Raw genomic sequence first — 21,640 nt, 5'->3', positions numbered from 1 at the left:
GACCTGAAGCGCTAAGGTGTCTTCTTGCGCGCGTCGTCCGCGAGAAATCGGCCGAACGCTCCCTGCGCAAAGAGCAGCGGCTCCTGCGTATTGTAGGTGTAGGCTTCGACCGCGCCGAGAAAGATCACGTGGTCGCCGCCATAATAGCGATTCACGGAGCGGCATTGAAAGTTGGAGACGCTCTTCGCAAGCACCGGCGCCCCGCCGAGGCCCGGCGTCCAATCCACACCGGTGAACTTGTCGTCCGACGACTTGGCGAATTTGTTCGCAAGCCCCTGCTGCGAAGCGCCAAGCACGTTGACCGTGAAATGGCTGGCGTTCTGGAAGATGGTCAGACTCGAGGAGTAGACGACCAGGCTCCACAGCACCAGCGGAGGATTCAGCGACACGGAGGCGAACGAATTGCATGTCAGCCCGTAGGGCTTGCCGTCAGGCGCCGCGGCCGTGATGATCGTCACGCCCGTTGCATAGGTTCCGAGCGCGTTGCGAAAGTCGCGAGGGTCAATCTGCGAGCTATCGCTCGCGAATTCGTTGGCGGGATCGGGAACGTGGGGCTGCTGCGGCAGATCATTCATCAGCCGGCCTCACAGCGTGAGATTTTCGGACGGCAGGCCCAGCGCCACGCGTCCATAGTTGGTCCCGGCCGAATCGAAGTTGAATGCGAGATGCGAATTGATCGCGTGAGCATCGCGGAATTGACGCTGCAACACACCGCTCGTGAACAGCCCGCGCGCGCCGCTCGCAGCAAACAGCATCGACACCGCGTCCGTACACAAATTCACAGAAAAAGATCCGTCGCGCCGATATCGGGTCTTTGTTGCCATGTCAGGAACGTGATTGCGTCGCGCGTCCTCCATGGCATCGAGGCATGCCGACCGCATGATCAGCCGCGCGGCGTCGATCTTGGCCGAAGTCTCCGCGATCTTGATCTGAGTGCTCTGAAAATCGCTCAGCTTGGCACGGTTGTAGGTCGAAATACGATGACGTGCGACCTCCGTGTAATCGTCGAGGCACGCCTGTGCATTCCCCAGCGCGACCCCGGAGAGGACGTATGGGAACAGCGAGAATACGGGGAGCGCATACAGCGGATTTGGATTGATCCTGCTTCCCGGCGTCGGACCGCCGGCGAGGTCGCCGACGGCGAGCGTCATGTGGTCAGCCACGAAGGCGTCCCTGACCTCTACGTCGCAAGACCCCGTCCCGCGCAGTCCCGTGACGTTCCAAGTGTCCAGCACCTTGTAATCGCCTTTTGGCAGCAGAAAGATGCGATACTCAATGCCGTCCGCCTCGTCGTCGGAGTAGACCACGCTTGCAAGCATGTTCCATTCGCAGGAGGCAACGCCGGAGGAGAACGGCCAGCTGCCGTGCAGCTGGTATCCGCCCGCGACTCTCGTGGCGCGTCCGGCGGGGAAAATGAACGAGGATGCGATCAGCGCGTCCGGATCACGGCCCCAGACCAGCTCCTGAGCCTTCTGCTCGAACATGCCGAGCATCCAGTGATGGCTCGCCAGATTGGCGAGATTCCAGGCGACCGACGCGTCCGCTTGTCCGAGCAACTCGGCGCAGTCGACGAGGGCGACATAGTCAAGCTCGGCGCCGCCAATCCGTGCCGGTTGGAGCATCCGGAACAGACCACTGTCGTGGAGGTCCCTCTCGGTTTCTGACGGCAGATGCCGCAGCTCCTCGGTTCGCGCCGCCCGCTCTCGGAGCTGCGGCACCAGCGCCCGAGCCTTCGCGATCATTGCCGCATGGGCGTGTTCGCCGGCGTCCGGCCCGGTGGGCTGCCCCATGCTCGGCTTTCGACCAGGCGCCATTCGTGTCCCTCGCTTCACACATTTATGCGGCCGCCGCACCGCCAAATCAAGCCAATGCAAATGGTATCGATTCGCATGCCGGCGAAGCCGGGTCCCGTGAGGACTGACCGCTCAGGCTTAACCTGGCGCCGAGGTTTTGCCCACGCCAAAGACACCCTTCCGCGTAAACTCCGTAATCCGACGCTCGTCGTAACCGAGCACATGACGCAAGACATCCTCGGTATGCTCACCTAGCAGGGGTGCCGCAACGGGATCGATCGCGCCGGTGAGGCTCATGGTAATCGGCGGCTCGATGTTGGGCACCCATTCCGCGGTACGGTGCGGAATCCGGTTCAAGCGATGGCGCTCGCGAGCTTCTGGTGCGTTGAACCCCTCCTCCACCGTCCGAAGGTAGCCGACCGGAATATTGGCCCGCTTCATCTTCCTCATCCAGTTCTCGAGCGTATCGCCGGCAAAGACCTCCGCGATGGCCGCGCGCAGGAGCTCCTTGTTCTCGGAACGGGCCTTGCGCGTGGCAAACTGCGGCTCGCTAATGAGATCTGGTCGGTTGAACACCTCGACCACGAGCCGGCGATAGAGCCGATCGTTGGCGCAGGCCATGTAAAGTGGCCCATCGGAGGCCTCATAGACGCCGACGGTGGGAGACCCGCTGGGCGAATTGCCGAACCGGCCGGGGTTTTCGCCGTTGATGAGATAGGCCATGCCGTAGAAGCCGGTCATTCCCATCGCGATGTCGAACAAGGCGACTTCGACATGTTGCCCGCGGCCGAGCCGATCCCGCGCGAGCAGCGCCAGCAGGATGGCGTTACAGGCGGACATCCCCGTCGCCATGTCCACGATGGGCGGGCCGGTCCGAACCGCCGGGCCGTCGGCGAATCCGTTGAGGGACATGAAGCCGCTCTCGGCCTGCGTGATGGGATCGAAGCCGGGGCGCGAGGCGAACGGTCCGGAGCGTCCGTAGGCGGAGATCGAGCAATAGACCAGCCGAGGATTGAGCGGGGCAACCGCCTCATAGTCGAGCCCGAACTTCTTCATGACCCCGCTGGAAAAGTTCTCGACGACCACATCCGCCTTGCGAATCAGATCCAGCGCGATCTCGCGGGCCTCCGGCACCGAAAGATCGAGCGCAATGCCGCGCTTGTTGCGGTTCAGGCTGAGATAGGCCGCGCTTTCGCCGCCAATTTCGGCGTGCTCATAGGCGCGCGTGTCGTCGCCGCCGTCGGGGTTCTCGATCTTGATGACGTGCGCGCCAAAATCGGCGAGTATCTGCGTGCAGGCCGGGCCGGCGACGACACGCGTAAAATCGACGACCAGCAGGCCATCGAGCGCAGTCGGTCCTCCCGTCGCCCGCGGCGAACGTTCCGGCAATTGAGGCTTGTTGGGCATCGATGGCGCTCCCTTTACATCGGCTTATGGCCGCCGAATTTCCTGCAAGAGCAAACTTAAAGCCCGGCGCCGCCCACTTCGCAAGGCCCACTTCCCAAGTGCCTCGCTCGCTCCAGCCCGAAACGCAGAAACAGCCCGGCAGCCATCAAGCTGCCGGGCTGTTAGAGATCTCCGAGCGGCGGAAGCGCGCGCGCCTCTCGCGGCCATTCTAGTTTGCGAAAGTCACGTTCCGCATGACGGGAAAACCGCTGCAATTGTTCAGCGCAGCCACTTTCGCCAATAGAGCGTATGCGACCAGGCCCATGGCGATTCGGGCTCGTGAAGCCGATAACCCGCACGGATGAAATTATTCGCAGATACCGGATTGTCCGTTGTATCGGAGACGATGCAGTCCCATCCGAGGCGTCGCGCTCGCACTTCGATCGCTCGCATCAGCCTCAGTTGAAGTCCCCGTCCCCAGTGCCGCTGCAAGACCCCGACCCGGCAGAAATATCCGCTGTTCCGCGCATGCGTCGACGGCACGACGCCGGCGAAGGCGACCGCGTCATCACCGTGGTAGGCGATCCACCACGCCCCCAAATCGAATTGCGGCATGGAAGCCCCATCGAAGAATGTCAGCCGATGCAGATCGCCGAGAATCTCGGCGGTCTCATCATCGTCCGCATCGACGATCCGAATTCTGTACATGGGATGGCCTATTGGGGGGTAGTCTACTGCGACTCGGAGGCGGTGGAGGCTCACTTGCCCAGCACGACTTTGACGCCGAGCCAGACCGCCCCCATCAGGCCCGTCGCAATGATCGTGATCACCGCCTTGAAGGTGTAGCTCTGCGCCTGTTCCACGCTCTTTCGCCAGCGCCGCAGGTGCTGGAAGTCGGCTCTGAGTTCGCTGCCAACCCACTGCACGACCCACATCGTGAAGGCATCCGCCGCTGCGCCCGCGCCGCCGATGTCGATGAAGGCGCGCAGCGGCAGCAATGGATCCGCCGCCACCTTCCCGATCCGCCCCTGCGCGCGTGCTTCCGACAGCAGCGAGGCGAAATAGGCGCCCTCGAAAGCGCGCGCATACTCGCCTTCCCAGATGTGATCGTAGCGCTCCGGATAGAGCTTTTGATCCAGCAATCTTTCCTCGCCGAGCACGTCCGGAAACCAGGGATTGTCGCGCCAGTTCGCCTTGACGACCAGGGAGCCGTCGGGCTTGCGCCCACGCAGGAAATCGTCGATCGCATCGCTCTTGCGGCGCGGATTCCAGCTCGCCCAAAGCTCGGAGTCCTTGGCGCGAATCGTAGGCCGCAGCAGCGCAAGGCTGCGCGCGCTCAAGGATTGCGCCTCGTCGATCCAGGCGATGCGGAATCCCTCCAATGATTTGATCGAGTCGGCCGTGTGATCCTGAAGCCCGCGGAAGATGATGAGCCCGTCGCCGGGCGTCTCGATCTTGTCGCTGAAGAGCTTGAAGCCGTGGCCGAGACCGAGACTTGCGATCTTGCCTTCGATCAGGCGTTTGGAGGATTGCGCCAGCGTACGCTGCGCCTCGCGAATGCAGACCGCGAGCGTGCCGCGTTCGGCCTGGCAGGTCTCGACCAGCAGCTCGCCGAAGAAATGCGATTTGCCCGAGCCGCGTCCGCCATAAACGCCCTTGTAGCGCGCAGGCTTCAGCAGCGGCTCGAAGATCTTGGCCGTCGGAATTTTCAGGATGGACAATGGATGCGCTCGCTCGCCCTAGGGCAGGCTGGTGCGCCTGCGCCACATCGCGGACCAGTCTTCGTTGTCTGGTGAGTCGGGTTGTCGTTGCCGAGGTTGGCTCAGGTCGGGCGGGATCGCGTTTTCGGAGAATGGCAGCCAAAGCCCAAATAGGCCACCGAACTGTTCCTGCGCGGCTGGTGGGAGCGTGGAAGCCGGGCCGATGTTCGGGACCTCTACCGGCGCTGAATCGAACGCCGATCGGTTCGGGCTTCCGACAGGCATTCTCGTCATATCTTCCCAGGACATGTCCCAACCCCATTCGGAAGAGGCACGTCAGCGCACTTGCCCGCACCTGCGACGGTGTGGCTTCGGCCGATTTGCTCAACCATTGATAATTGTCTAACTAGGTTGCCCGCAGGAGACGCAGAGGGCGACCTCTCGATCCGACGGACAGGGGAGACTCGCGTGAGAAAGCTGCCGGTCTTCGGAATTCGGCATCACGCGATGTTGGCGCTGATGCTGACCACATTCGCATCCGATGCGATCGCACAAGAGCGCCCCGCGCCGGCATTCGACAAATGGCGTCCGAAGGCCGGCGCCTATGCTGAACCCGGCAGGAATTTCGAGTCGAACTGCGATGAGGGCAACGACATGACGATCGGCGAAATGTCGGTCAGCGGTTCCGAATGGGGCTGCGATTTCAAGAAAATCACCGATCTAGGCCCGGGCTCGCTGAGGGTTGAAATGGTCTGCGACGATTACAATCTGGCGCAGAACCTCAACCCCCGCGATCCCAACTGGGCGAGCAGGAAATTCAACGAAGTCATGTTCGTCAAGCGGATTGATGACGCGACAATCTCTGTCCAGAAAAGCCTGAACGGGAAGTTCAAGGACCCTCCCTGGCGTGCAGCCTATTGCCCTCTGAAGACGCAGCGCGCGCTCGCCGAGGCCACGCTGAGAGCCAAGGTGGAAACAAAGCAGAAGGCCGAGGAAGCCAAGCGGAAGGCCGAAGTGGAACTCACTCTCAAGAGCGCTCATCCGCAGGATGGCGTCTACGGCGCGGTAGGTGCTGATTTCGAGGAACGTTGCGCAAAATTCAGTGACACGGTCGTTGCATTCGCCAGGAAGTCGATCACGACGGCCTCGAATATCTGCCAGATCAGGAATACGCAGGTTCAGCTTCCCGACACCGTCAGGATCGACGCCGACTGCACGTTGCAATCGGCTCCAGGCCCCGACGCCGTCAGCGTGCAGGACCCGGACACCATTCATGACCGCAAGAACCTGATGTTCAAGAAGATCGACGACAAGACCGTCATCCTCTGGATCATCAAGGACGGACACTTCACCGGCGACGGCCGAAAGCTGTCCTATTGCGGCGCTCAGGTGCAACGCGCCTATGCCGCGCAGCACCGGGCCGGCAAGCAGAGCAGGAACTAGGGATCGACGAAATGAGCAGCAAGCAACGGGATGCTTCCCGCGCGGGCTGAACGGAACTCTTTCGACGATGCCATTCTGCCAGTGTTTTGCCCGACGCGTCGAGGCGAACTTCAAGTTCGAGATTTTGGCAACTCAAGCCTTGGGGCCGGCCTCGCCGCCGATGGCGTCTTCCGGGCGCACGATGACCCGCTCGACCCGGTGGATCGTTTCCACGACCTCTTCGCCGCTCTCGAGCGGCTGTGCGGCCTTGCCCCAGCCGCGATCGAGGATGGCGTTGGCGGCCGAGAGGCGCGCGGCCGGCGTCGCATCATCGCTGCGCATGATGCCGACGAGAACCTTCAGGGCCGTCCTGGTGTGGCTGCGCGCGAGCGAGCGGATCTCGGTCAGGGTGCGCGCCCTCGCCGTTTTCCTGCCAGCCGGCGGTCGGGACGGCTCGTTTGCGAGCTCGCTTTCGATGTCATCGCTCACGACAACGTCTCCCACAGCACGATTGCGATCAGGCCGGCGAGCGCGAGCGATATCAGATAGGCGGTCATCATCCCTCCCAAACAAGAAAATGCGCGGCAGATCGCGTCAACAAAAGCGCGATCGTTTCGGGCGCGAACCCTATCTCCGTGTCTTCCGGAGACCGCAGCGGCGCGGGCAATGGGCCCTCTCGCCGCGGGCCGGCACGTTCGCGCGTGCACGGCCAGCAATGGTACGGACGGCGGCGCGCCGATCGGCGCTCCAGGTTTGACGAGTGCGTGGCCGCAATGCGCCGCCGCCGTCCGATTCTGAAATCGAGACGAAAAAACCCGCGGCGGATGTGCTCCGCGCGGGTGAACCAAACTCGTCTCGATGATGTCATTATGCCGGTGTGTTGCCCGACGTGTCAAAGCCTGTGTTGCGCGAGATCGTCGCCGCGAAAAAGCGGAAATGAAAAAGCCCGCTGCAGATGTCTCCGCGCGGGCTAACCAGACGTTTTTCGATGATGCCATTCTGCCAGTGTTTTGCCCGACGTGTCAAACGAACCTGCAGGCGCGGCGAGCGTTAGCCGATCGAAAGGATCGGCCAATGACACCGAAGACGACGATACCGCAGACACCGCGCAGCACGCCCGCAGACGAGCCGCGCCGCGACAAAAAGCGCGACATGCCGGACGCGATCATCGAAGAGCCCGGCGAGACCCGTGACAGCGGCCGCGACCTCGCGCACGGCGAAGGCGGCAGCATCAGCGTTCCCGAAAAGCCCGGCGATTTGTCGAAGGACGACTAAAGCGCGATGCGATGAGGGTGAATCGCATCGCGCTTTAGGTCGTTGTTTAAGCATGATCTTTTCGGAAAACCGCTGCGCACTTTTTCGGATCATGCTTAGGCTCGCGGGAACCTACAAGCAGAGCGGCGCGTTGATCGATGTGATGCAAGGAAGTTCGCGCGATGAGCCACACTGTCCTGGTCGTTGATGACGACCCCGCCGTCCTCGACGTGATCGTGGATATGCTGGAGGAGCTCGGCTGCGAGGTGATCTGCGCCAAAGGCGGCGCGGATGCGCTCGAACGGCTCAGGCAGAACCAGGACATCTCCATCCTCATCACCGATATCAACATGCCCGGCATGGATGGGCATGAACTGGCCGAGCTGGCAAGGCGCATCCGCCCGGAGCTGAAGATGCTGCAATTGTCGGGGCGCGAGCCCCGGCGCGACGGCCTGCCGATGATCAGGAAGCCGTTCTCGTTTGAGGAGCTCGCCGACGTCATGCAGCGAACCACCGGCACCTGCTGAATCTCTCCCGGCAAAACAAAACCCGCAGCGGGCATCTCCCGCGCGGGCCAAATCAAACTCGTTTCGATGATGCCATCATGCCGGTGTGTTGCCCGACGTGTCAACGCGGCGGGCGCGGAAGAGCAAGCCCCTCCTCCCAACTCAATATGTGGTGCGCAACGGGCTTGCTTCAAGTCCCCGCCTCTGCCGTAGAACCCCCGGCCCAACCAGCAAGCCGAGGGGTCACGACGTGTCTGCAACGCTTCCCAATTCCCGTTCGCGCGACCGCACGCGCCGAACCCGCCTGCGGAACCCGGCCATGAGCGAGCACGACGTCGTGATTGCCGGCGGCGGCCCGACCGGCCTGATGCTGGCCGCCGAGCTCGCGCTCGCCGGTATCGACGTCGCCGTGGTCGAACGGCGCCCCGATCAGGCGATTGTCGAGACGCGCGCCGGCGGGCTGCACGCCCGCACCATCGAGATATTCGATCAGCGCGGCGTCGCCGACCGCTTCCTGCGCGAGGGGACAATCGTGCAGCTCGCCGGTTTTGCCTGGACCAGGCTCGACATCAGCGACCTCCCGACACGGCACGCTTACGGGCTCGCGCTGCGGCAGACCCACATCGAGCGCATCCTGGCCGATTGGGCCGAAGAGCTCGCGGTCCCCTTCTACCGGAGTAGCGAGGTCACGGGCTTTGCGCAGGACGAGACCGGCGTCGACATCTCGCTGTCCGGCGGCGAGCGCTTGCGGGCAGATTACCTGGTCGGCTGCGATGGCGGCCGCAGCCTGGTGCGCAAGACCGCGGGCATCGATTTCGCCGGCTTCGATCCGACGCTCAGCAACTTGATGGCCGAGGTCGAGATGCGCGAGCCGCCGGAATGGGGCCTGCGTCACGACGCGCTCGGCTTCCACGGCCTGAGCAAGACCGAGAGCGGGCGCGTGCTGGTCGTCGTGACCGAAGCAAGCCTCGATCGCAGCGGCACGCCCACCCCGCGCGATCTCAGCGACGCGCTCATGGCCGTGTACGGCACCGACTTTGGCCTGCACAGCTCGGCGTGGATCTCCCGCTTCACCGATGCGGCGCGGCAGGCTGTGTCCTATCGCAAGGGCCGCGTGCTGCTCGCCGGCGATGCCGCGCATATCCATCACTCCGCCGGCGGGCAAGGCCTCAACCTCGGTGTGCAGGACGCCGTCAATCTCGGCTGGAAGCTGGCGCAGGTGGTCAAGGGCGTCTCGCCGGGCAGCCTGCTCGACAGCTACCATGCCGAGCGCCATCCGGTGGCCGCGCGCGTGCTGAAAAACACCATGGCGCAGATCGCCCTGCTCCGCCGCGGCGACGAGGGCCGCAAGGCCGCGCGCGACACCATCGCCGAGCTGCTCGGCATGGACGAGCCGCGCAAGCGCTTTGGCGCGATGATGAGCGGGCTCGACATCGCTTACGATCTCGGCGAAGGCCACGCGCTGCTGGGGCGGCGCATGCCGGATCTGGACCTAACGGTCGAAGGACAGAAGCGAACACTGTTCTCGCTGCTGCACCGCGCGCGCGGCGTGCTGCTCGATTTCGGCAAGCGAGGGGCCATCGACGTGGCGCCGTGGGCGGATCGCATCGATGTCGTCGATGCCACATACCACGGCGTATGGGAGCTTCCAGTCAGCGGGCAAGTGGCAGCGCCAAGCGCCGTGCTGGTGCGTCCAGATGGGCATGTGGCGTGGGTCGGAGACGGGAGGCAGAGCGGGCTTGAGGAGGCAATGACGCGGTGGTTCGGGCCGAGCCGAGCCCGGCCTAAGGACCTGGACTTTTGATCAGGGTGCTTCGGATGTCCGCTTATCCCTCAACAGGAGGCTAAACAGCGGACAACTTGAGATCGCCGAATGGCCAACAGCTGACAGTGGAAGACCGCCAACTGAGGCGGCCTTAATTCATCTTACGGCGAAGTCTCCGTTGGAGCTCGCGCTGTTCCTCGATGTCATCTTGGACCATCTGGAGCAAATCATCCTCGCGCTTGTTGTCAGGCGGGCGGGGTAACTTACGGATGGCCACGCGTCTTGTCCGGGGGGAAAGAGGCCACCTTACGAGCGCCGTCCCATAGCTCAACGCCGCAGCCATCGACAAAGCGTTGCGCCTCAACCAGTGCGGCGTCGTCATCGTCGCACTCGATAATTTCCGGCATCCCTTGGATGTGGCCGGAGTCGTCAACTCGGTAAACGCGGTATCCCGCCATAGCCCCCACCGTGCAGTGCGGGAGAACTCTAGTGCTCAGAACGAATCTAGGCCACTCACAAAATCAAACGAGTGGAAAACTCAGTCCGTCAACTTGGACGGCCTTACTCCTCTTTGTCGCTCCGATAAGCTCTGAGTTCCGCGCGCGTCGTGGCGCTTTCCCAAACGGCTAGTCGACAAGCCATGCGGGCGTTCTCGGAAACACGCGCGAGGAGTTCCCTCTGCTCTCTGAGCTGGCGGGCTTCCTCAATAGCAAGTTCGGCGCGGGTGAGTACGGAATCAGACATGCGACAAAAATGCCGCGACCCCAGCTAAGTTGCTATTTCATATGTTTGTTTTCAAATCAGGCCACTCCCAAAATTAAACTAGGCCACCGAGGTCGGGAGCAGGCCAGTACCACACCAGCCATGAGAACGACTAGACAACCTCAGAACTGATCATGACCGCTAAGCGGCCCCCAAGGTCCTCTTGGGGGTCGCAAGCCGCCGAATTAGCCCGGCTGCAAACTTCCGGATTGCCCTGCGAGCCGACATTCAGCGACACCGCGAAATGCTGCCACTCGTTTTGATAGTCAACCCTCATGTCAACAACCAACGTGACGCTTGTTGGCTACCGAGAACTCTACTCCGGTGCCGAGTCCACCACCGGCTCAGCTTGAAACGGCTTCAGCAGTATTCCGCTCATGCCTGCTCCTGCGAACGCAACCAAAGCTCTTCGTGGCAAGCATCGCTATCGCCCACCGCGCCGAGGCTGCCAAGAACACTGATCGGCATCCGCTGCACCCTCTCCTCGATTGACGCTTCCATGCTCACATTGTCGCTGGGATGCACAATGACCCGCTCGATGCGATGAACAAATTGTATCGGCTTGTCGTCTTCACTCACAATCGGCTGCAATGGCTTGCCCCATCCCCGATCGAGAATGGCGTTGGCGGCCAGCACGCGGGCATGGGCAGGAGCATCCTTGTCGCGCATGATCTGCACGAGAGTTTTCATGGCCAGATTCGTATGCGTCCGCGCCAGGGATTTGATTTCGGTCAACGTCCGCTGCTTCAGAGCTTGGCGAGCGCGTATCCTCGCGATAGCGTTCTCGGACAGAAGGCTGTTCTTGGCCGGTTCAGTCATTTGGAAATCCTTTTTCAAACAATCCGATTGGTCTGGATCGGGACGCAAAAAACCCGCGGCGGAAATCTCCGGCGCGGGTGCAAAACAAACTCGTCTCGATGATGCTATTCTGCCAGTGTTTTGCCCGACGTGTCAAACTCGAGCAGGCAGGCGCACAACGCATCAGAAAAGCGGCTACCTCGCGATTGCCCCTTGCCGTTCGAGATCATTGTGTTCGGGATTAAATGCCAGTCTGAGCGCTTGCTCAAAAGCGGCCTCAGCGGCTCAGCTTGCGCTCGACCTTCTTTCGGCTGCTGCCCACCTTCTTGACCGCCTTCTTTACGGAAGAGGCCGAGCGGCCCGTCTTCTTTGCCTCGTAGCCGACTTCGTAGTTCTGTCCGCCCGCCACGCGTGCGCGGTCCTGCTTGCGACCGCGAGCGGTCTGCTTCTTCGCCTTAGCCATATTGCACCTCCATGCGCTGCGAAAACGCTTGAGGATTCAGTTGGTTCCTTTGGGTGATCGCGCGAGCTGGTGCGACCGGAACGAATCCCCGCACAAAGATTCGAATCAAATGAGTTTGTTGCGTGGAGTTGTTTGGTGGCGTCCCAGCGTCAGCGGAAGTCCCCGGCGATCGGCGTCAAGGCGCCTTTACCCGGCTTTATCAAACCGGCCTTGGCATCCTCAGTCGAGAGGGTGCCGTCCGGAGAGCGGTGGATTCACGAGATCAAGTTCGACGGCTATCGCGTTCAAGTGCACTTGGCCGATGACGCCGCTACCATCTACACCCGGCGCGGCCGCGACTGGACCAGGCGCTTCAAGAAGGTCGCCGAGGACGCATGGCACATCAAGGCGGGCTCGGCGATCATCGATGGCGAAGTTGTCGTCCCGGCCGCTAACGGCACGACCGACTTCTCGGTGCTGCAAAACGAACTGAGGGGCAACTCGTCCAAGATCGTGCTGGTGGCGTTCGATCTGCTCTATCTCAACGGTCGCGACATTCGCAGCGTGCCGCTGCTTGAGCGCAAGGCCGAGCTGAAGAAGATCATTTCCGGCACCGACGTGCAGTTCAGCGAAAGCTTCGAGATCGACGGTCGCAAGATGTTCACCCATGCTTGCAAGGTCGGACTTGAGGGCGTCGTCTCCAAGGTTCGTGACAGCAGCTACACCAGCGGCTCTAACATCAAGTGGGTCAAGAAGACTTGCGCGCAGCGGGAGACCCTGACCATCGCAGGCTTCGCACTCGACGAAGGCAAATGGGACGGCGTGTATCTCGGCCGCCGCAAGGATAATGATCTGGTCTACGCCGGCAAGGTCGACAACGGGTTCGACAACGCATCAGCGGCCGAACTGCGGAAGCGCCTGGAGCCGCTGCGGCGTAAGACGCAACCCTACGCGAAGCGGATTTCGCGCAAAGGCGTTTGGGTTGAGCCGAAGCTACTCGCGGAGATCGAGTATCGCACCAAGTCGGCGGAGGGCAAGGTGCGGCACCCATTTTTCAAGGGGCTGAGGGAGGACCTGTGATGGATAGCACCGCTCGCACACTTCAGGATCTCTATGATAGCGAAGTAAACTTTGCGATCGCCGCATTTTGGGATGCCGGATTTCAGGTCAAGATTGGCGATGAGCTGCACGGCTTCGCTGCCTCTGAAACGGTCGACAATTTCGCCCAGGCAATTGAGTGGCTTCGAGTCCAAACTCTGGAGCTGTATCCGGAGAGTGTCTCTGCAAAGGCATATCGAAGATGACGACAACCTGGTCGGCGACCGCCACTTCAGCGATGGTGGTTTACTGCGCCAATAATTGTAACACCGAGGTCGAGATAGACGTTGCCGACATCGGGTGCGGCGCCGGAGAAATCCAATGTCTCGAATGCGGCGGCGACGGTAACTGGGGCAAGTTCGCACCAGAGATTGTCGGACCCGATTGCGCTTGCGTTGATTGCAAAGGAACCGGCCGACAGTTGGTAACTATCTGACGGCCTCGATTTTCCACAGCCACGACGGGCAGTGGTTCTCCGCCCTGCCCCTCCACTAGGAATCGACAATTTGCCAACGCAGTTGGCTCATGCCTTTGATGACCGGATGTCCACGAAGTCGCGTCAATATCTCTTTGGCACTCAGATCAAGATGTCGGCCGAGCGCGCGAAGGAAGCGCGCAAGGAGGCCGACAAGCTTGCCTGCGTTGCCTGGAACCAGCGGATGCTCGGCTACAGAGGCCCCGCCCAGCCGTCGCCGACGATCGGCGATGCCATCAACGCCGGCTTCTTGTACCTCGAGGTTCGATGCCTTGGATGCGACACCAATCAAACCGTGGCACTGGACATCATTCGGCGCGCCAAGACGACGCCCGTACATGAATTAGAACGCTACATGCGTTGCAAAGACTGTTCGCAAATGCGTGGTTACGCATATAAACGCGGCCAGCTGGTCGCGCTGAGACCGACCAAGATTTCCGCTGAACATCCGGCTTCATATTGGTGGCCCGGCGAGCGCTAGGATTTCCTTCCCCATGTGCAATCTCTATTCGATAACGACCAATCAAGCCGCCATTGCCGAACTCTTTCGCGTCGTCCGCCGCTTCGAAGGCAATTTGCCGCCCATGCCCGGCGTGTTTCCGGATTTCCCCGCACCGGTCATTCGCGAGGCCGGCGGGGGTGAGCGCGAGCTGGTGATGATGCGTTGGGGCATGCCGCCGCCGCCGCGCACCGGCGGTCCGCCCGTGACGAACATTCGCAACACCTCCTCGCCGCACTGGCGCGGCTGGCTCAAGCCCGAGCACCGCTGCCTCGTGCCGGTCAACAGCTTTGCCGAATACGCACCGGAGCCGAACCCGGAGACGAAGAAGAAAGACATCGTGTGGTTTGCGTTTGCGGAGACGCGACCGCTGTTTGCGTTCGCCGGAATCTGGACGACATTCAACGGTGATCGCGGAACGAAGTCGAAGCCCCTTCCGGGGCCGCATCGGGTCTATGGTTTTCTCACGACGACGCCAAATGCGGTCGTGGAGCCGATTCATCCCAAGGCTATGCCCGTGCTTCTAACGACTGCCGAAGAATGGGACGTGTGGATGCGGGCGCCTTGGGACGAAGCGAAGGCGCTGCAGCGACCATTGCCGGACGAGCAATTGGAAATCGTGGCTCGCGGAGCTGCTAAGGAAGATCTAGCCACGTCGGCATGACGGATTATTGCTTCCCGACCGTGGCTCAGTGTGCCGATGCCGCCCATTTGCACGAACTCGTCGGTACAGCAAAACACCGGCAGCCCTCCAAAAACATCGGAGTTCGGATAACGAAGCTGGATGCGCTCGCTCGCACTTGCCCAGATCGTATCGCCGTCCTTCACCACATTGAAGGGAGCGGCTGGAAGGCGGCTGACCTATCGAACGACTAATTAGCCAAGGATCTCCATATGGCAAAAGCCGCCGATCCCCCAAAGCGGAAAAAGGCAACGCCTAAGCTGAGCGACAAAGAGCAATCCGAGCGGTTCATAGAAGCCGCTCGGGAGCTTGGCGTTTGATGAAAGCGGGGAAGACTTTCGAAAAAGCGTTCAAGCGGGTTGCTAAGTCGTCGGCAAAGCCGTCGTCGTAGTTGTCGGGACATCCGGCATTACCTTGAGCATTGCTCCGACAAGGCTGCGGGATATGCCAAGAATTTCAATTTCCTCACCTACATCCAAAATAACTTCCGGATGGATCAGCGGATTGCGATGTAGCTTCCCAAGTTGCTTCAAGGACTCCCAAACTTTTGCATCCCCAAACTTGTTGTCCTCCAACGCTACAGCGTAGGTACCGAGAGTTTCGAGCTTTGGCCGATCCTTGCCTGCCGAGACGTGATCCCAGTAGCGTTTCACTACCGCTTCTACGACGCGGAAAATGTGAAAGCCCGCTGCTGTTGGAAGTTCAAATGCGATGGCCTTGCCTACTTCCATTGCGTCTCGCACGGCCTCTGGCGCCCGTGCTGCTATCGTCGCCGGAAACAGCTTCACTCCATCTTCGATCAGAAGATTGATGTCATACCCCTCCTTCTCCACAACAAGGAATGAAGGGAGAGTGCTCACCTCTGAGGTAAACACGGGCTTGAATGCGTCGCGCTTAAATTTCAGCGACCAAACCTCGAAGTCATCGAGCGCCCTATCGTTCTTGGTTCCATCCCCGAGAATGCTCGTTATCTCTGTGTGAAGTTCGCCAGCAAGATCGCGCGATACGCGCAAGTGCCTCGAATATGGACTTTGACCGAAAACAGCCTCGATTTGGTTTTTGGCCTGATAGAGGAAAAACCACGACTCCTTGAGTGGCTTCCCTTCAGTAATAAGGTCAAGCTGCTCAATCGCGTTCAGAACCTCGAGCATCCACGGAATTCGAATTCGCTTCACCGGTCCCCTCCGCATCGGGCCGAGACGCAACCCGGCGCTACTAATGGTAGCACCGGGCTACTGGGTACCTAAAGTATAATATTCCCGCGCGCGCCCACAGTCCCTGATCGGCCGGGACGGGCCCCGGCATTGACTTGAGGGCAACCAGGTCTTTGCCGCAGCGAATGAGCGGGGAGTTTGCCTGAGCCTGCGGCGCACGCCCGTCGTCCACCGCCGTGGCCGACTCCGGATGCCGGGCATGAAGGACCCTGGCGACCGCAGACATGTCCGGCGTTACCGGATGGTCCAACAAGACCACAGACAGCAGCGAGCTATTCATCATCTGACCCGCGAGAATGATGGGGCAAAGTCGAAGCGCATTTCCCGCACAGGTTGAATTAGTTTACCTAGAACAAACAGAGAACAATGTCAATTGATGTCTTGTCTGGCGTTGAGGCTCATCGAGATATCGGCCTCGCGTTCGGCGGAGAGTTCATCCGTTGCTCTGCAGGGAGAGCGCGCGCTTTCTCGGCCGGTGCCACGCACGAAAGCTCGGCGGCTGACGTCCCGCAAACCAGCAGAGCTCGCTTCTGTTCAAAAGTGAACTTAATGATCGCGTCGCACCCGACTGAGTAAGTCACTCAACACGCTCATCCCCGCTTTCGAAAATAAATTCGCTGTACTATCAAAAGATAGAGACTCCCCGCTCACGGCAGCCGTAGCCTTCATGCAGCAACCAAGGCTCTTGGTATCGGTCGATGACGAGAACGCCGATGCGCTTCCGCCTCATCCAACGAGGGAGCACGCCATGTTGAAGCGGCGTCGTTTCAAACAGACCACGACACTCAACGAAAGGCTCGCCGACGAAGCGATACGCTGTCGCGAGGAAGCGCGCCGGCTCGAACCGGGACGGCGCCGCGAGATGCTGCTGCGCCGGGCGCGGCAGGACGAGACCGCCATGCAGATCGAGGCCTGGCTGCGCTCGCCCGGACTGAGGGCACCGACATGAGGCAGCAATATCGCGCTTACCTCGTCGGCGAGAACGGCGTCTTCCGCTCCGCCGAAGCGTTCGAGGCCCCGTCCGACGAGTCCGCCCTCACCTTCGCGCAGCAGTTCACGCGGCAGGGCAAGGTGGAGGTGTGGCAGCTCGCCCGCAAGATCGCCGTGCTGGACTCGGAGGAGTCTCGGCCGCCGCTGCCATCCGCGCGATCCCGACCGACACTGACGCGTCAATGATCGCGTGAGTGCAATCGCGACGAAAGACTGTCGATCTCGAAGCAGAACTTCACCTGCATGACGGGCCCGTCGGCGTCGCGAACGTCGATCGCCATCTTCTGCCGGTTGCCCGTGAGCGGCGCGGACAGGACGGCGTCGCGCGCCATGTCGGCAACCGATTTGGCGGCCTCGGCCCGAACCGCGCGCGGGCTGGACAGTTCCAGTCCCTCCTCGTCCAGCGCAATTCCCTGTTCGTCGCGAAGGTCGAAGTAATATCGGGGCATGTCCGCATCCTTTGCCCTATTAGGCGCGGGGCGGACAAAGGTTTCCCCAGGAGCGAAAAATTCTGTTGCGTTCCAACGGGTTCCGGGAACGCGCGACACCTTGCCGCGATCCGCCTGCCGGAATGCGCCGGCCTACTCTTCCGCGAGCTTGCGCTCGATATAGGCGTCGACGGTCTCTGCAAACGAGCGCTGCACGCCGACCGCCACATCATGCTGGTCCAGTGCGTCGCGCTGGAGCACGCGCAGGCCGCGCCCGCGGGCACTGAGTGGCGCCGTGTTCAGGAACTGGTCGATGGCGCCCTTGGCGAGCGGGATCGCCTTGGGATCGCCCCGGGCGATCAGGAGCCGCAACAGGCTCTGGCATTCGGCCAAACCGGGCATGGCTTCAAGCCTCTCACCTTTGCTGCGGTTTCGGCTTCGGCCACTTCACAGGCTGAGTGTGGGTGCCGAACAGCGCCAGCAGAAACGCGACTTCTTCCTTCGAGCCGATCTGGATCATGATGATCTCCTCTTCGCTCCGTTGGTCGGGGCCCGGGCTCGCGGAGTTCAGGACAATCGGGTTTCAGCACTGTTTCAGGCGTGTTTCCTGGCCTGCAAATGCCCGCTCGCCGGTGGCGGGAACGCGGCAAGCAGGGTGATCCATTGCGGCATGCGGCGGCATGAAGACGAACTCGGGCGTTGCGGGCTGGCGCGGCTTATCTGCTGCGCTTCGCAGTGACGGTGCGCAGCGCGATGCCGTGCTGCCAGGCACGCACCCTCACGGCCGCTTCGCTCCGGTTGAGTTCGCGTGCAATCTCGTCGGGCCGCCGGCCGGCTTCAGCCATGGCCTTCAACCGCTCATGCTCGTCCGCTGTCCACCTCTTCAACAATGGATAGCGTGATTGCATGGTTGGAGCTGCCTCGACTGCCGTTCAAGTGAGAACAAGCGGCCGCCAGGGGTGACGTTCCTCCGCAACCGGCGTTGATCGGCGGGCCCAGCTGACCTTCTGCGGGCACGACCAGCACGAACCTAGGTCGCGCCCGAATGCGAGGACGAGGCGAGGCGAGCAAACGGGATATTCTGGCAATCGTTCCTCACAACCTCATTTTTCGCAAAGCACGATCGCAGCTTGACCGTGCTCCGGCACTCGCAGCTTTAACATAGGCAACTATTTCGACTCTGGCTTGTTGTCGCCGGCACAATCACTTGCAGGAGACGACAACATGACACGTTCAACTCTGCTGGCCGCAACCTTGTTGCTGCTGGCTTCGGTGCCCGCGGGCGCCCAGTCGCAGCCTGCGCAAAGCGGGCCGGGCAACAACGCCGTCAACAGCTCTGACCAGAACAACGCGAACAAGCCGGTCGCCGGACGCAACAGCTTCACCGAGGGCCAGGCGAAATCGCGGATCGAGGACGCCGGATACTCCAACGTCTCCGGACTGCAGAAGGATGACCAGGGCGTCTGGCGCGGCAAGGCCGACAAGGCCGGCACCAAGTCCGACGTCAGCCTGGACTTCCAGGGCAACGTGAACCCCGCCAAGTAAGGAATCCCTGACATGACGACCACCATCTCTCGCCTCTACGACAATTACGCCGACGCCGAGCGCGCCGTGACCCGGCTCGAAGGAGCCGGCGTGGCACACTCCGACATCAGCATCGTCGCCAACAATTCAGACAATTGGTACGGCTCCTCGCGCGGCAAGATCGACCGTGACCGTGACGGCGTCGACGATCGTGCCGAAGGCGCCGGCACCGGTGCCGGCATCGGCGCGGGCCTCGGCGGCGCCGCAGGCCTTCTCGCCGGCCTCGGCCTGCTCGCCATTCCCGGCCTCGGGCCGGTTGTGGCCGCAGGATGGCTGGCCGCAACCGCAGCCGGCGCAGCCGCCGGTGCGGCAACGGGCGGCATCGTCGGCGCCCTGACGGAGGCCGGCGTCTCCAAGGAGGATGCATCGCGCTATGCCGAGGGCGTTCGCCGCGGCGGCACGCTGGTGACCGCGCGGGTGCCGGACCAGGACCGCGCACGGCTCGATGCGCTGCTTCACGAGAGAGCCGTGAACTTGCAGGAGCGCAGCGCGGCCTGGCAGAAGACCGGCTGGAGCGACTTCGACGCGGCGAGCCCGCCGCTGTCTCCGGAGGACATCGGCCGCGAGCGCGAGCTTTACGGCGCGGGTACGCGGCGATAGGCCTGCGTCGATCCCGACCAGACAAGGCCCCGCGGTGCGGGGCCTTTTTTCATGAGGGCGAACCACCTTGCCGCGTCGGGAAAAACAGGCATTTGGAATCAAATTTAACCAAACCCGCCGCATCGGATTCGGCGGAATGAAATCTCTTTACGCCATGCTGAAGCATGTTGCCTGCTCTCCTTGCGGACGCAATCGGGAGAGCTTCGGAGAGAGGTCGCCATGTACTACGTCGCCGCCGCATTGCTGGTGCTGTCGGGACTGTTCTATTCCGCGAGCCATCACGAGATCGGCTCGTTCGGCGTTACCATGTGCCGCTATGGCGGCCCGTTCTGCGACAACCCGCTGATCGTCTTTTCTGGTGCGGCGCTGGCCGCCGCCTGGGGCATGTTCGTCAGCGTCAAATAAGCGAGGCGGCGCGCGAGCCTTCGGTGAGTATTCGCCCGCAGGCGAACAAATCTAGCGGACCGGAGCCTGGAGAGACAACTCTTGCGATGATGGCAATCTACAGGTGTTTTGCCCGGCGGTCAAGTTGAATTAGCATTTTCAGAAATTGCCAACCCTCCCACGCGGCAGGGAACTTATGTTCCCGCTTTAGCATTTGCTAAGAACATCGCCGCCGACCGAGGTCACCTTCATGAGCGACAGCGCCCTCACCCCGACGAAATCCGCGCCGACGCTGTTGCAGCGGCTTGGGCCGGGCCTGGTCACCGGAGCTGCCGACGACGATCCGTCGGGCATCGCCACCTATTCGCAGGCCGGCGCGCAATTCGGCTACGGGCTGCTATGGACGGTGTTCCTGACCACGCCGTTCATGATCGCCATCCAGCTCGTCAGCGCGCAGATCGGCCGCGTCACCGGCAAGGGGCTTGCCGCAAACGTCATGAAGGTCGCGCCGCGCTGGGCGGTGCTTGGCCTCGTTGCCATGCTCGTTGCCGCGAACACGTTCAACATCGCCGCCGACATTGCCGCGATGGCCGAGGCGCTCTCGCTCGTCATCGGCGGGCTCAATCACGAGCACGCGCTGATCTTCGCGGCGGGCTCGACCCTGCTGCAGGTATTCCTGCCCTATCGCCGCTATTCGCCGGTGCTGAAATTCCTCACCTTGGCGCTGTTCGCCTATGTCGCAACTGCCTTCACCGTCAAGATCCCGTGGAGCGCGGCGCTGCTCGCCGCGGTGTGGCCCAAGGCCAACGTCAACGCCGATTATCTGATGATGGTCGTGGCCGTGCTCGGCACCACGATCAGCCCGTATCTGTTCTTCTGGCAGGCTTCGCAGGAGGTCGAGGAGATGAACCAGGGCAAGCGCGACAAGCCGCTGCGCGAACTCAAGCGCGGCGGCACGCATGAGCTCGACCGCATCAAGATCGACACGCTCTCCGGCATGCTGCTCTCCAACGGCATCGCCTTCTTCATCATTCTAACCACCGCGTCGGTGCTGCATGCCAACGGCATCACAAGGATCAACTCGGCGACCGAGGCGGCCGAAGCGCTGCGGCCGCTCGCCGGGGACTTCACCTTCGCGCTGTTCGCGACCGGTATCATCGGCACGGGCCTGCTTGCGATCCCGGTGCTGGCAGGCTCGGCCGCTTACGGCGTTGCGGAGATCTTCGGGTGGCGCGCCACGCTGGAGGCCAAGCCCGACGAGGCGGTCGGCTTCTACACCATCATCGCCGCGGCGACCCTCATCGGCTTCGGCCTCGGCTTCACCGGAATTGACTCCATCCACATGCTGGTCTGGAGCGCGGTGCTCAACGGCATCGTCGCAGTCCCCATCATGGCGATGATGATGCTGATTGTCTCGAGCCGCGCGATCATGGGCCGCTTCAGGGCCCGGTCATGGCTGATCGCGCTGGGCTGGGTCGGCACTGCGCTGATGGCGCTGGCTGTCCTCGCTCTGCTCGGCTCGTCGATGATGGGCTGAAGAAGCTACGGCGTCACGGGATTGACGGTCGGCGACGTCTTGGGCCCCGGCCGCGCCGGCTCGACCGGCGACTTCGGACTGGTCGGGAGCACCGAGGCGCCGGCGGCTCGTGCCGCTTCGCCCGTGGTTGCATACATCGCAACATGGGCCGGCTGGGTCTTGGCGCGATTCCAGGGGCCGTGGTCGACGATCAGCATTGCTGCAATCGTCATACCGGCCACGATGAGCGCGATTACGCCGGGATGGCGGAGCGCGGTAGAGATCGAATTGGCAAGGCGACCACTTGTCATCACAGGATCCGCTATTTTCTTATCACAGGAT

The 21,640-nt window shown here is 62.0% G+C and carries 26 protein-coding genes and 1 pseudogene; 14 read left to right on the top strand and 13 right to left on the bottom strand.

Annotation, left to right across the window (positions count from 1 at the left end):
* Positions 1 to 11: 11 nt before the first annotated feature.
* The 5 genes and pseudogenes from IVB28_RS09020 to IVB28_RS29485 all read right to left on the bottom strand — a co-directional run.
* Positions 12 to 575 (bottom strand): flavin reductase family protein, encoded by a 564-nt coding sequence (locus IVB28_RS09020; RefSeq protein WP_247525719.1) that lies wholly within the window; start codon positions 573 to 575, stop codon positions 12 to 14.
* A 9-nt stretch (positions 576 to 584) separates the two neighbouring features.
* Positions 585 to 1,790, bottom strand: a complete 1,206-nt coding sequence (locus IVB28_RS09015; protein ID WP_247525718.1) for an acyl-CoA dehydrogenase family protein — start codon at positions 1,788 to 1,790, stop codon at positions 585 to 587.
* 141 nt (positions 1,791 to 1,931) lie between these two features.
* Entirely contained in the window at positions 1,932 to 3,200 is a 1,269-nt protein-coding gene (locus IVB28_RS09010; RefSeq protein WP_247525717.1) for a CoA transferase, read from the bottom strand.
* 258 nt (positions 3,201 to 3,458) lie between these two features.
* The gene (locus tag IVB28_RS09005; RefSeq protein WP_247525716.1) at positions 3,459 to 3,887 is read right to left on the bottom strand and encodes a GNAT family N-acetyltransferase; all 429 of its coding nucleotides are present in this window, start codon (positions 3,885 to 3,887) and stop codon (positions 3,459 to 3,461) included.
* A 392-nt stretch (positions 3,888 to 4,279) separates the two neighbouring features.
* A pseudogene (locus IVB28_RS29485) lies at positions 4,280 to 4,900 on the bottom strand (phage terminase large subunit); the annotation flags it as partial.
* Positions 4,901 to 5,224: 324 nt separating this feature from the next.
* Here IVB28_RS29485 and IVB28_RS08995 point away from each other — a divergent pair.
* Positions 5,225 to 6,322: a hypothetical protein gene (locus tag IVB28_RS08995; protein ID WP_247525714.1), complete on the top strand. Its 1,098-nt coding sequence runs from the start codon at positions 5,225 to 5,227 to the stop codon at positions 6,320 to 6,322.
* Between the two features lie 132 nt (positions 6,323 to 6,454).
* Here the strand turns inward: IVB28_RS08995 and IVB28_RS08990 are convergent, their stop codons facing one another.
* Positions 6,455 to 6,790, bottom strand: a complete 336-nt coding sequence (locus tag IVB28_RS08990; protein ID WP_247525713.1) for a hypothetical protein — start codon at positions 6,788 to 6,790, stop codon at positions 6,455 to 6,457.
* Between the two features lie 585 nt (positions 6,791 to 7,375).
* On the opposite strand from IVB28_RS08990, the gene IVB28_RS08985 reads away from it, so the two are divergent.
* The 3 genes from IVB28_RS08985 (at position 7,376) to IVB28_RS08975 (ending at position 9,865) form a co-directional block, all read left to right on the top strand.
* Positions 7,376 to 7,576, top strand: a complete 201-nt coding sequence (locus IVB28_RS08985) for a hypothetical protein (protein ID WP_247525712.1) — start codon at positions 7,376 to 7,378, stop codon at positions 7,574 to 7,576.
* 161 nt (positions 7,577 to 7,737) lie between these two features.
* Entirely contained in the window at positions 7,738 to 8,082 is a 345-nt protein-coding gene (locus tag IVB28_RS08980) for a response regulator (RefSeq protein ID WP_247525711.1), read from the top strand.
* A gap of 298 nt (positions 8,083 to 8,380) precedes the next feature.
* Positions 8,381 to 9,865, top strand: coding sequence for an FAD-dependent monooxygenase (locus IVB28_RS08975; protein ID WP_247525710.1), 1,485 nt, complete (start codon positions 8,381 to 8,383; stop codon positions 9,863 to 9,865).
* 1,098 nt (positions 9,866 to 10,963) lie between these two features.
* Here IVB28_RS08975 and IVB28_RS08970 read toward each other — a convergent pair.
* Positions 10,964 to 11,407 (bottom strand): hypothetical protein, encoded by a 444-nt coding sequence (locus IVB28_RS08970; RefSeq protein ID WP_247525709.1) that lies wholly within the window; start codon positions 11,405 to 11,407, stop codon positions 10,964 to 10,966.
* A gap of 256 nt (positions 11,408 to 11,663) precedes the next feature.
* Positions 11,664 to 11,849 (bottom strand): DUF3606 domain-containing protein, encoded by a 186-nt coding sequence (locus IVB28_RS08965; RefSeq protein WP_247525708.1) that lies wholly within the window; start codon positions 11,847 to 11,849, stop codon positions 11,664 to 11,666.
* A gap of 135 nt (positions 11,850 to 11,984) precedes the next feature.
* On the opposite strand from IVB28_RS08965, the gene ligD reads away from it, so the two are divergent.
* The 4 genes from ligD (at position 11,985) to IVB28_RS08945 (ending at position 14,564) form a co-directional block, all read left to right on the top strand.
* Positions 11,985 to 12,908: a non-homologous end-joining DNA ligase gene (gene ligD, locus IVB28_RS08960; RefSeq protein ID WP_247528493.1), complete on the top strand. Its 924-nt coding sequence runs from the start codon at positions 11,985 to 11,987 to the stop codon at positions 12,906 to 12,908.
* Positions 12,908 to 13,132 carry a hypothetical protein gene (locus IVB28_RS08955; protein WP_247525707.1) on the top strand — a complete coding sequence of 75 codons (225 nt, stop codon included), beginning with the start codon at positions 12,908 to 12,910 and terminating at the stop codon, positions 13,130 to 13,132. The genes ligD and IVB28_RS08955 overlap by 1 nt, the downstream gene beginning before the upstream one ends.
* A 336-nt stretch (positions 13,133 to 13,468) precedes the next feature.
* Positions 13,469 to 13,882, top strand: coding sequence for a hypothetical protein (locus IVB28_RS08950; RefSeq protein ID WP_247528492.1), 414 nt, complete (start codon positions 13,469 to 13,471; stop codon positions 13,880 to 13,882).
* A gap of 13 nt (positions 13,883 to 13,895) precedes the next feature.
* On the top strand, positions 13,896 to 14,564 hold the full coding sequence (locus IVB28_RS08945; RefSeq protein ID WP_247525706.1) for an SOS response-associated peptidase: 669 nt from the start codon (positions 13,896 to 13,898) through the stop codon (positions 14,562 to 14,564).
* Between the two features lie 380 nt (positions 14,565 to 14,944).
* Here the strand turns inward: IVB28_RS08945 and IVB28_RS08940 are convergent, their stop codons facing one another.
* Positions 14,945 to 15,757, bottom strand: coding sequence for a hypothetical protein (locus tag IVB28_RS08940; protein WP_247525705.1), 813 nt, complete (start codon positions 15,755 to 15,757; stop codon positions 14,945 to 14,947).
* Between the two features lie 787 nt (positions 15,758 to 16,544).
* On the opposite strand from IVB28_RS08940, the gene IVB28_RS08935 reads away from it, so the two are divergent.
* Positions 16,545 to 16,745 (top strand): hypothetical protein, encoded by a 201-nt coding sequence (locus IVB28_RS08935; RefSeq protein ID WP_247525704.1) that lies wholly within the window; start codon positions 16,545 to 16,547, stop codon positions 16,743 to 16,745.
* Positions 16,742 to 16,972 carry a hypothetical protein gene (locus tag IVB28_RS08930; RefSeq protein WP_247525703.1) on the top strand — a complete coding sequence of 77 codons (231 nt, stop codon included), beginning with the start codon at positions 16,742 to 16,744 and terminating at the stop codon, positions 16,970 to 16,972. Before IVB28_RS08935 ends, IVB28_RS08930 begins: the two co-directional genes overlap by 4 nt.
* Here IVB28_RS08930 and IVB28_RS08925 read toward each other — a convergent pair.
* The 3 genes from IVB28_RS08925 to IVB28_RS08915 form a co-directional block, all read right to left on the bottom strand.
* Complete coding sequence (locus tag IVB28_RS08925) at positions 16,966 to 17,235, bottom strand: hypothetical protein (RefSeq protein WP_247525702.1); 270 nt, start codon at positions 17,233 to 17,235, stop codon at positions 16,966 to 16,968. The genes IVB28_RS08930 and IVB28_RS08925 overlap by 7 nt on opposite strands.
* Positions 17,236 to 17,367: 132 nt before the next feature.
* Positions 17,368 to 17,616 carry a hypothetical protein gene (locus IVB28_RS08920; RefSeq protein ID WP_212090665.1) on the bottom strand — a complete coding sequence of 83 codons (249 nt, stop codon included), beginning with the start codon at positions 17,614 to 17,616 and terminating at the stop codon, positions 17,368 to 17,370.
* Positions 17,617 to 17,930: 314 nt separating this feature from the next.
* Positions 17,931 to 18,059, bottom strand: a complete 129-nt coding sequence (locus tag IVB28_RS08915) for a hypothetical protein (RefSeq protein ID WP_247525701.1) — start codon at positions 18,057 to 18,059, stop codon at positions 17,931 to 17,933.
* Between the two features lie 379 nt (positions 18,060 to 18,438).
* On the opposite strand from IVB28_RS08915, the gene IVB28_RS08910 reads away from it, so the two are divergent.
* The 4 genes from IVB28_RS08910 (at position 18,439) to IVB28_RS08895 (ending at position 21,319) form a co-directional block, all read left to right on the top strand.
* Complete coding sequence (locus IVB28_RS08910; RefSeq protein WP_247525700.1) at positions 18,439 to 18,759, top strand: hypothetical protein; 321 nt, start codon at positions 18,439 to 18,441, stop codon at positions 18,757 to 18,759.
* 12 nt (positions 18,760 to 18,771) lie between these two features.
* Positions 18,772 to 19,398, top strand: coding sequence for a hypothetical protein (locus tag IVB28_RS08905; RefSeq protein WP_247525699.1), 627 nt, complete (start codon positions 18,772 to 18,774; stop codon positions 19,396 to 19,398).
* Positions 19,399 to 19,617: 219 nt separating this feature from the next.
* Entirely contained in the window at positions 19,618 to 19,803 is a 186-nt protein-coding gene (locus IVB28_RS08900; protein ID WP_247525698.1) for a hypothetical protein, read from the top strand.
* 229 nt (positions 19,804 to 20,032) lie between these two features.
* On the top strand, positions 20,033 to 21,319 hold the full coding sequence (locus IVB28_RS08895) for a divalent metal cation transporter (RefSeq protein ID WP_247525697.1): 1,287 nt from the start codon (positions 20,033 to 20,035) through the stop codon (positions 21,317 to 21,319).
* A gap of 5 nt (positions 21,320 to 21,324) precedes the next feature.
* Here the strand turns inward: IVB28_RS08895 and IVB28_RS08890 are convergent, their stop codons facing one another.
* A complete protein-coding gene (locus tag IVB28_RS08890) occupies positions 21,325 to 21,609 on the bottom strand; it encodes a hypothetical protein (protein ID WP_247525696.1) in 285 nt (94 codons plus the stop codon).
* Positions 21,610 to 21,640: the final 31 nt, after the last annotated feature.

This window comes from Bradyrhizobium sp. 199 (assembly GCF_023073355.1).
Classification (GTDB): Bacteria; Pseudomonadota; Alphaproteobacteria; order Rhizobiales; family Xanthobacteraceae; genus Bradyrhizobium.
Note: the sequence above shows the minus strand (reverse complement) of the source record. Positions and strands in the feature narration are given on the sequence as shown.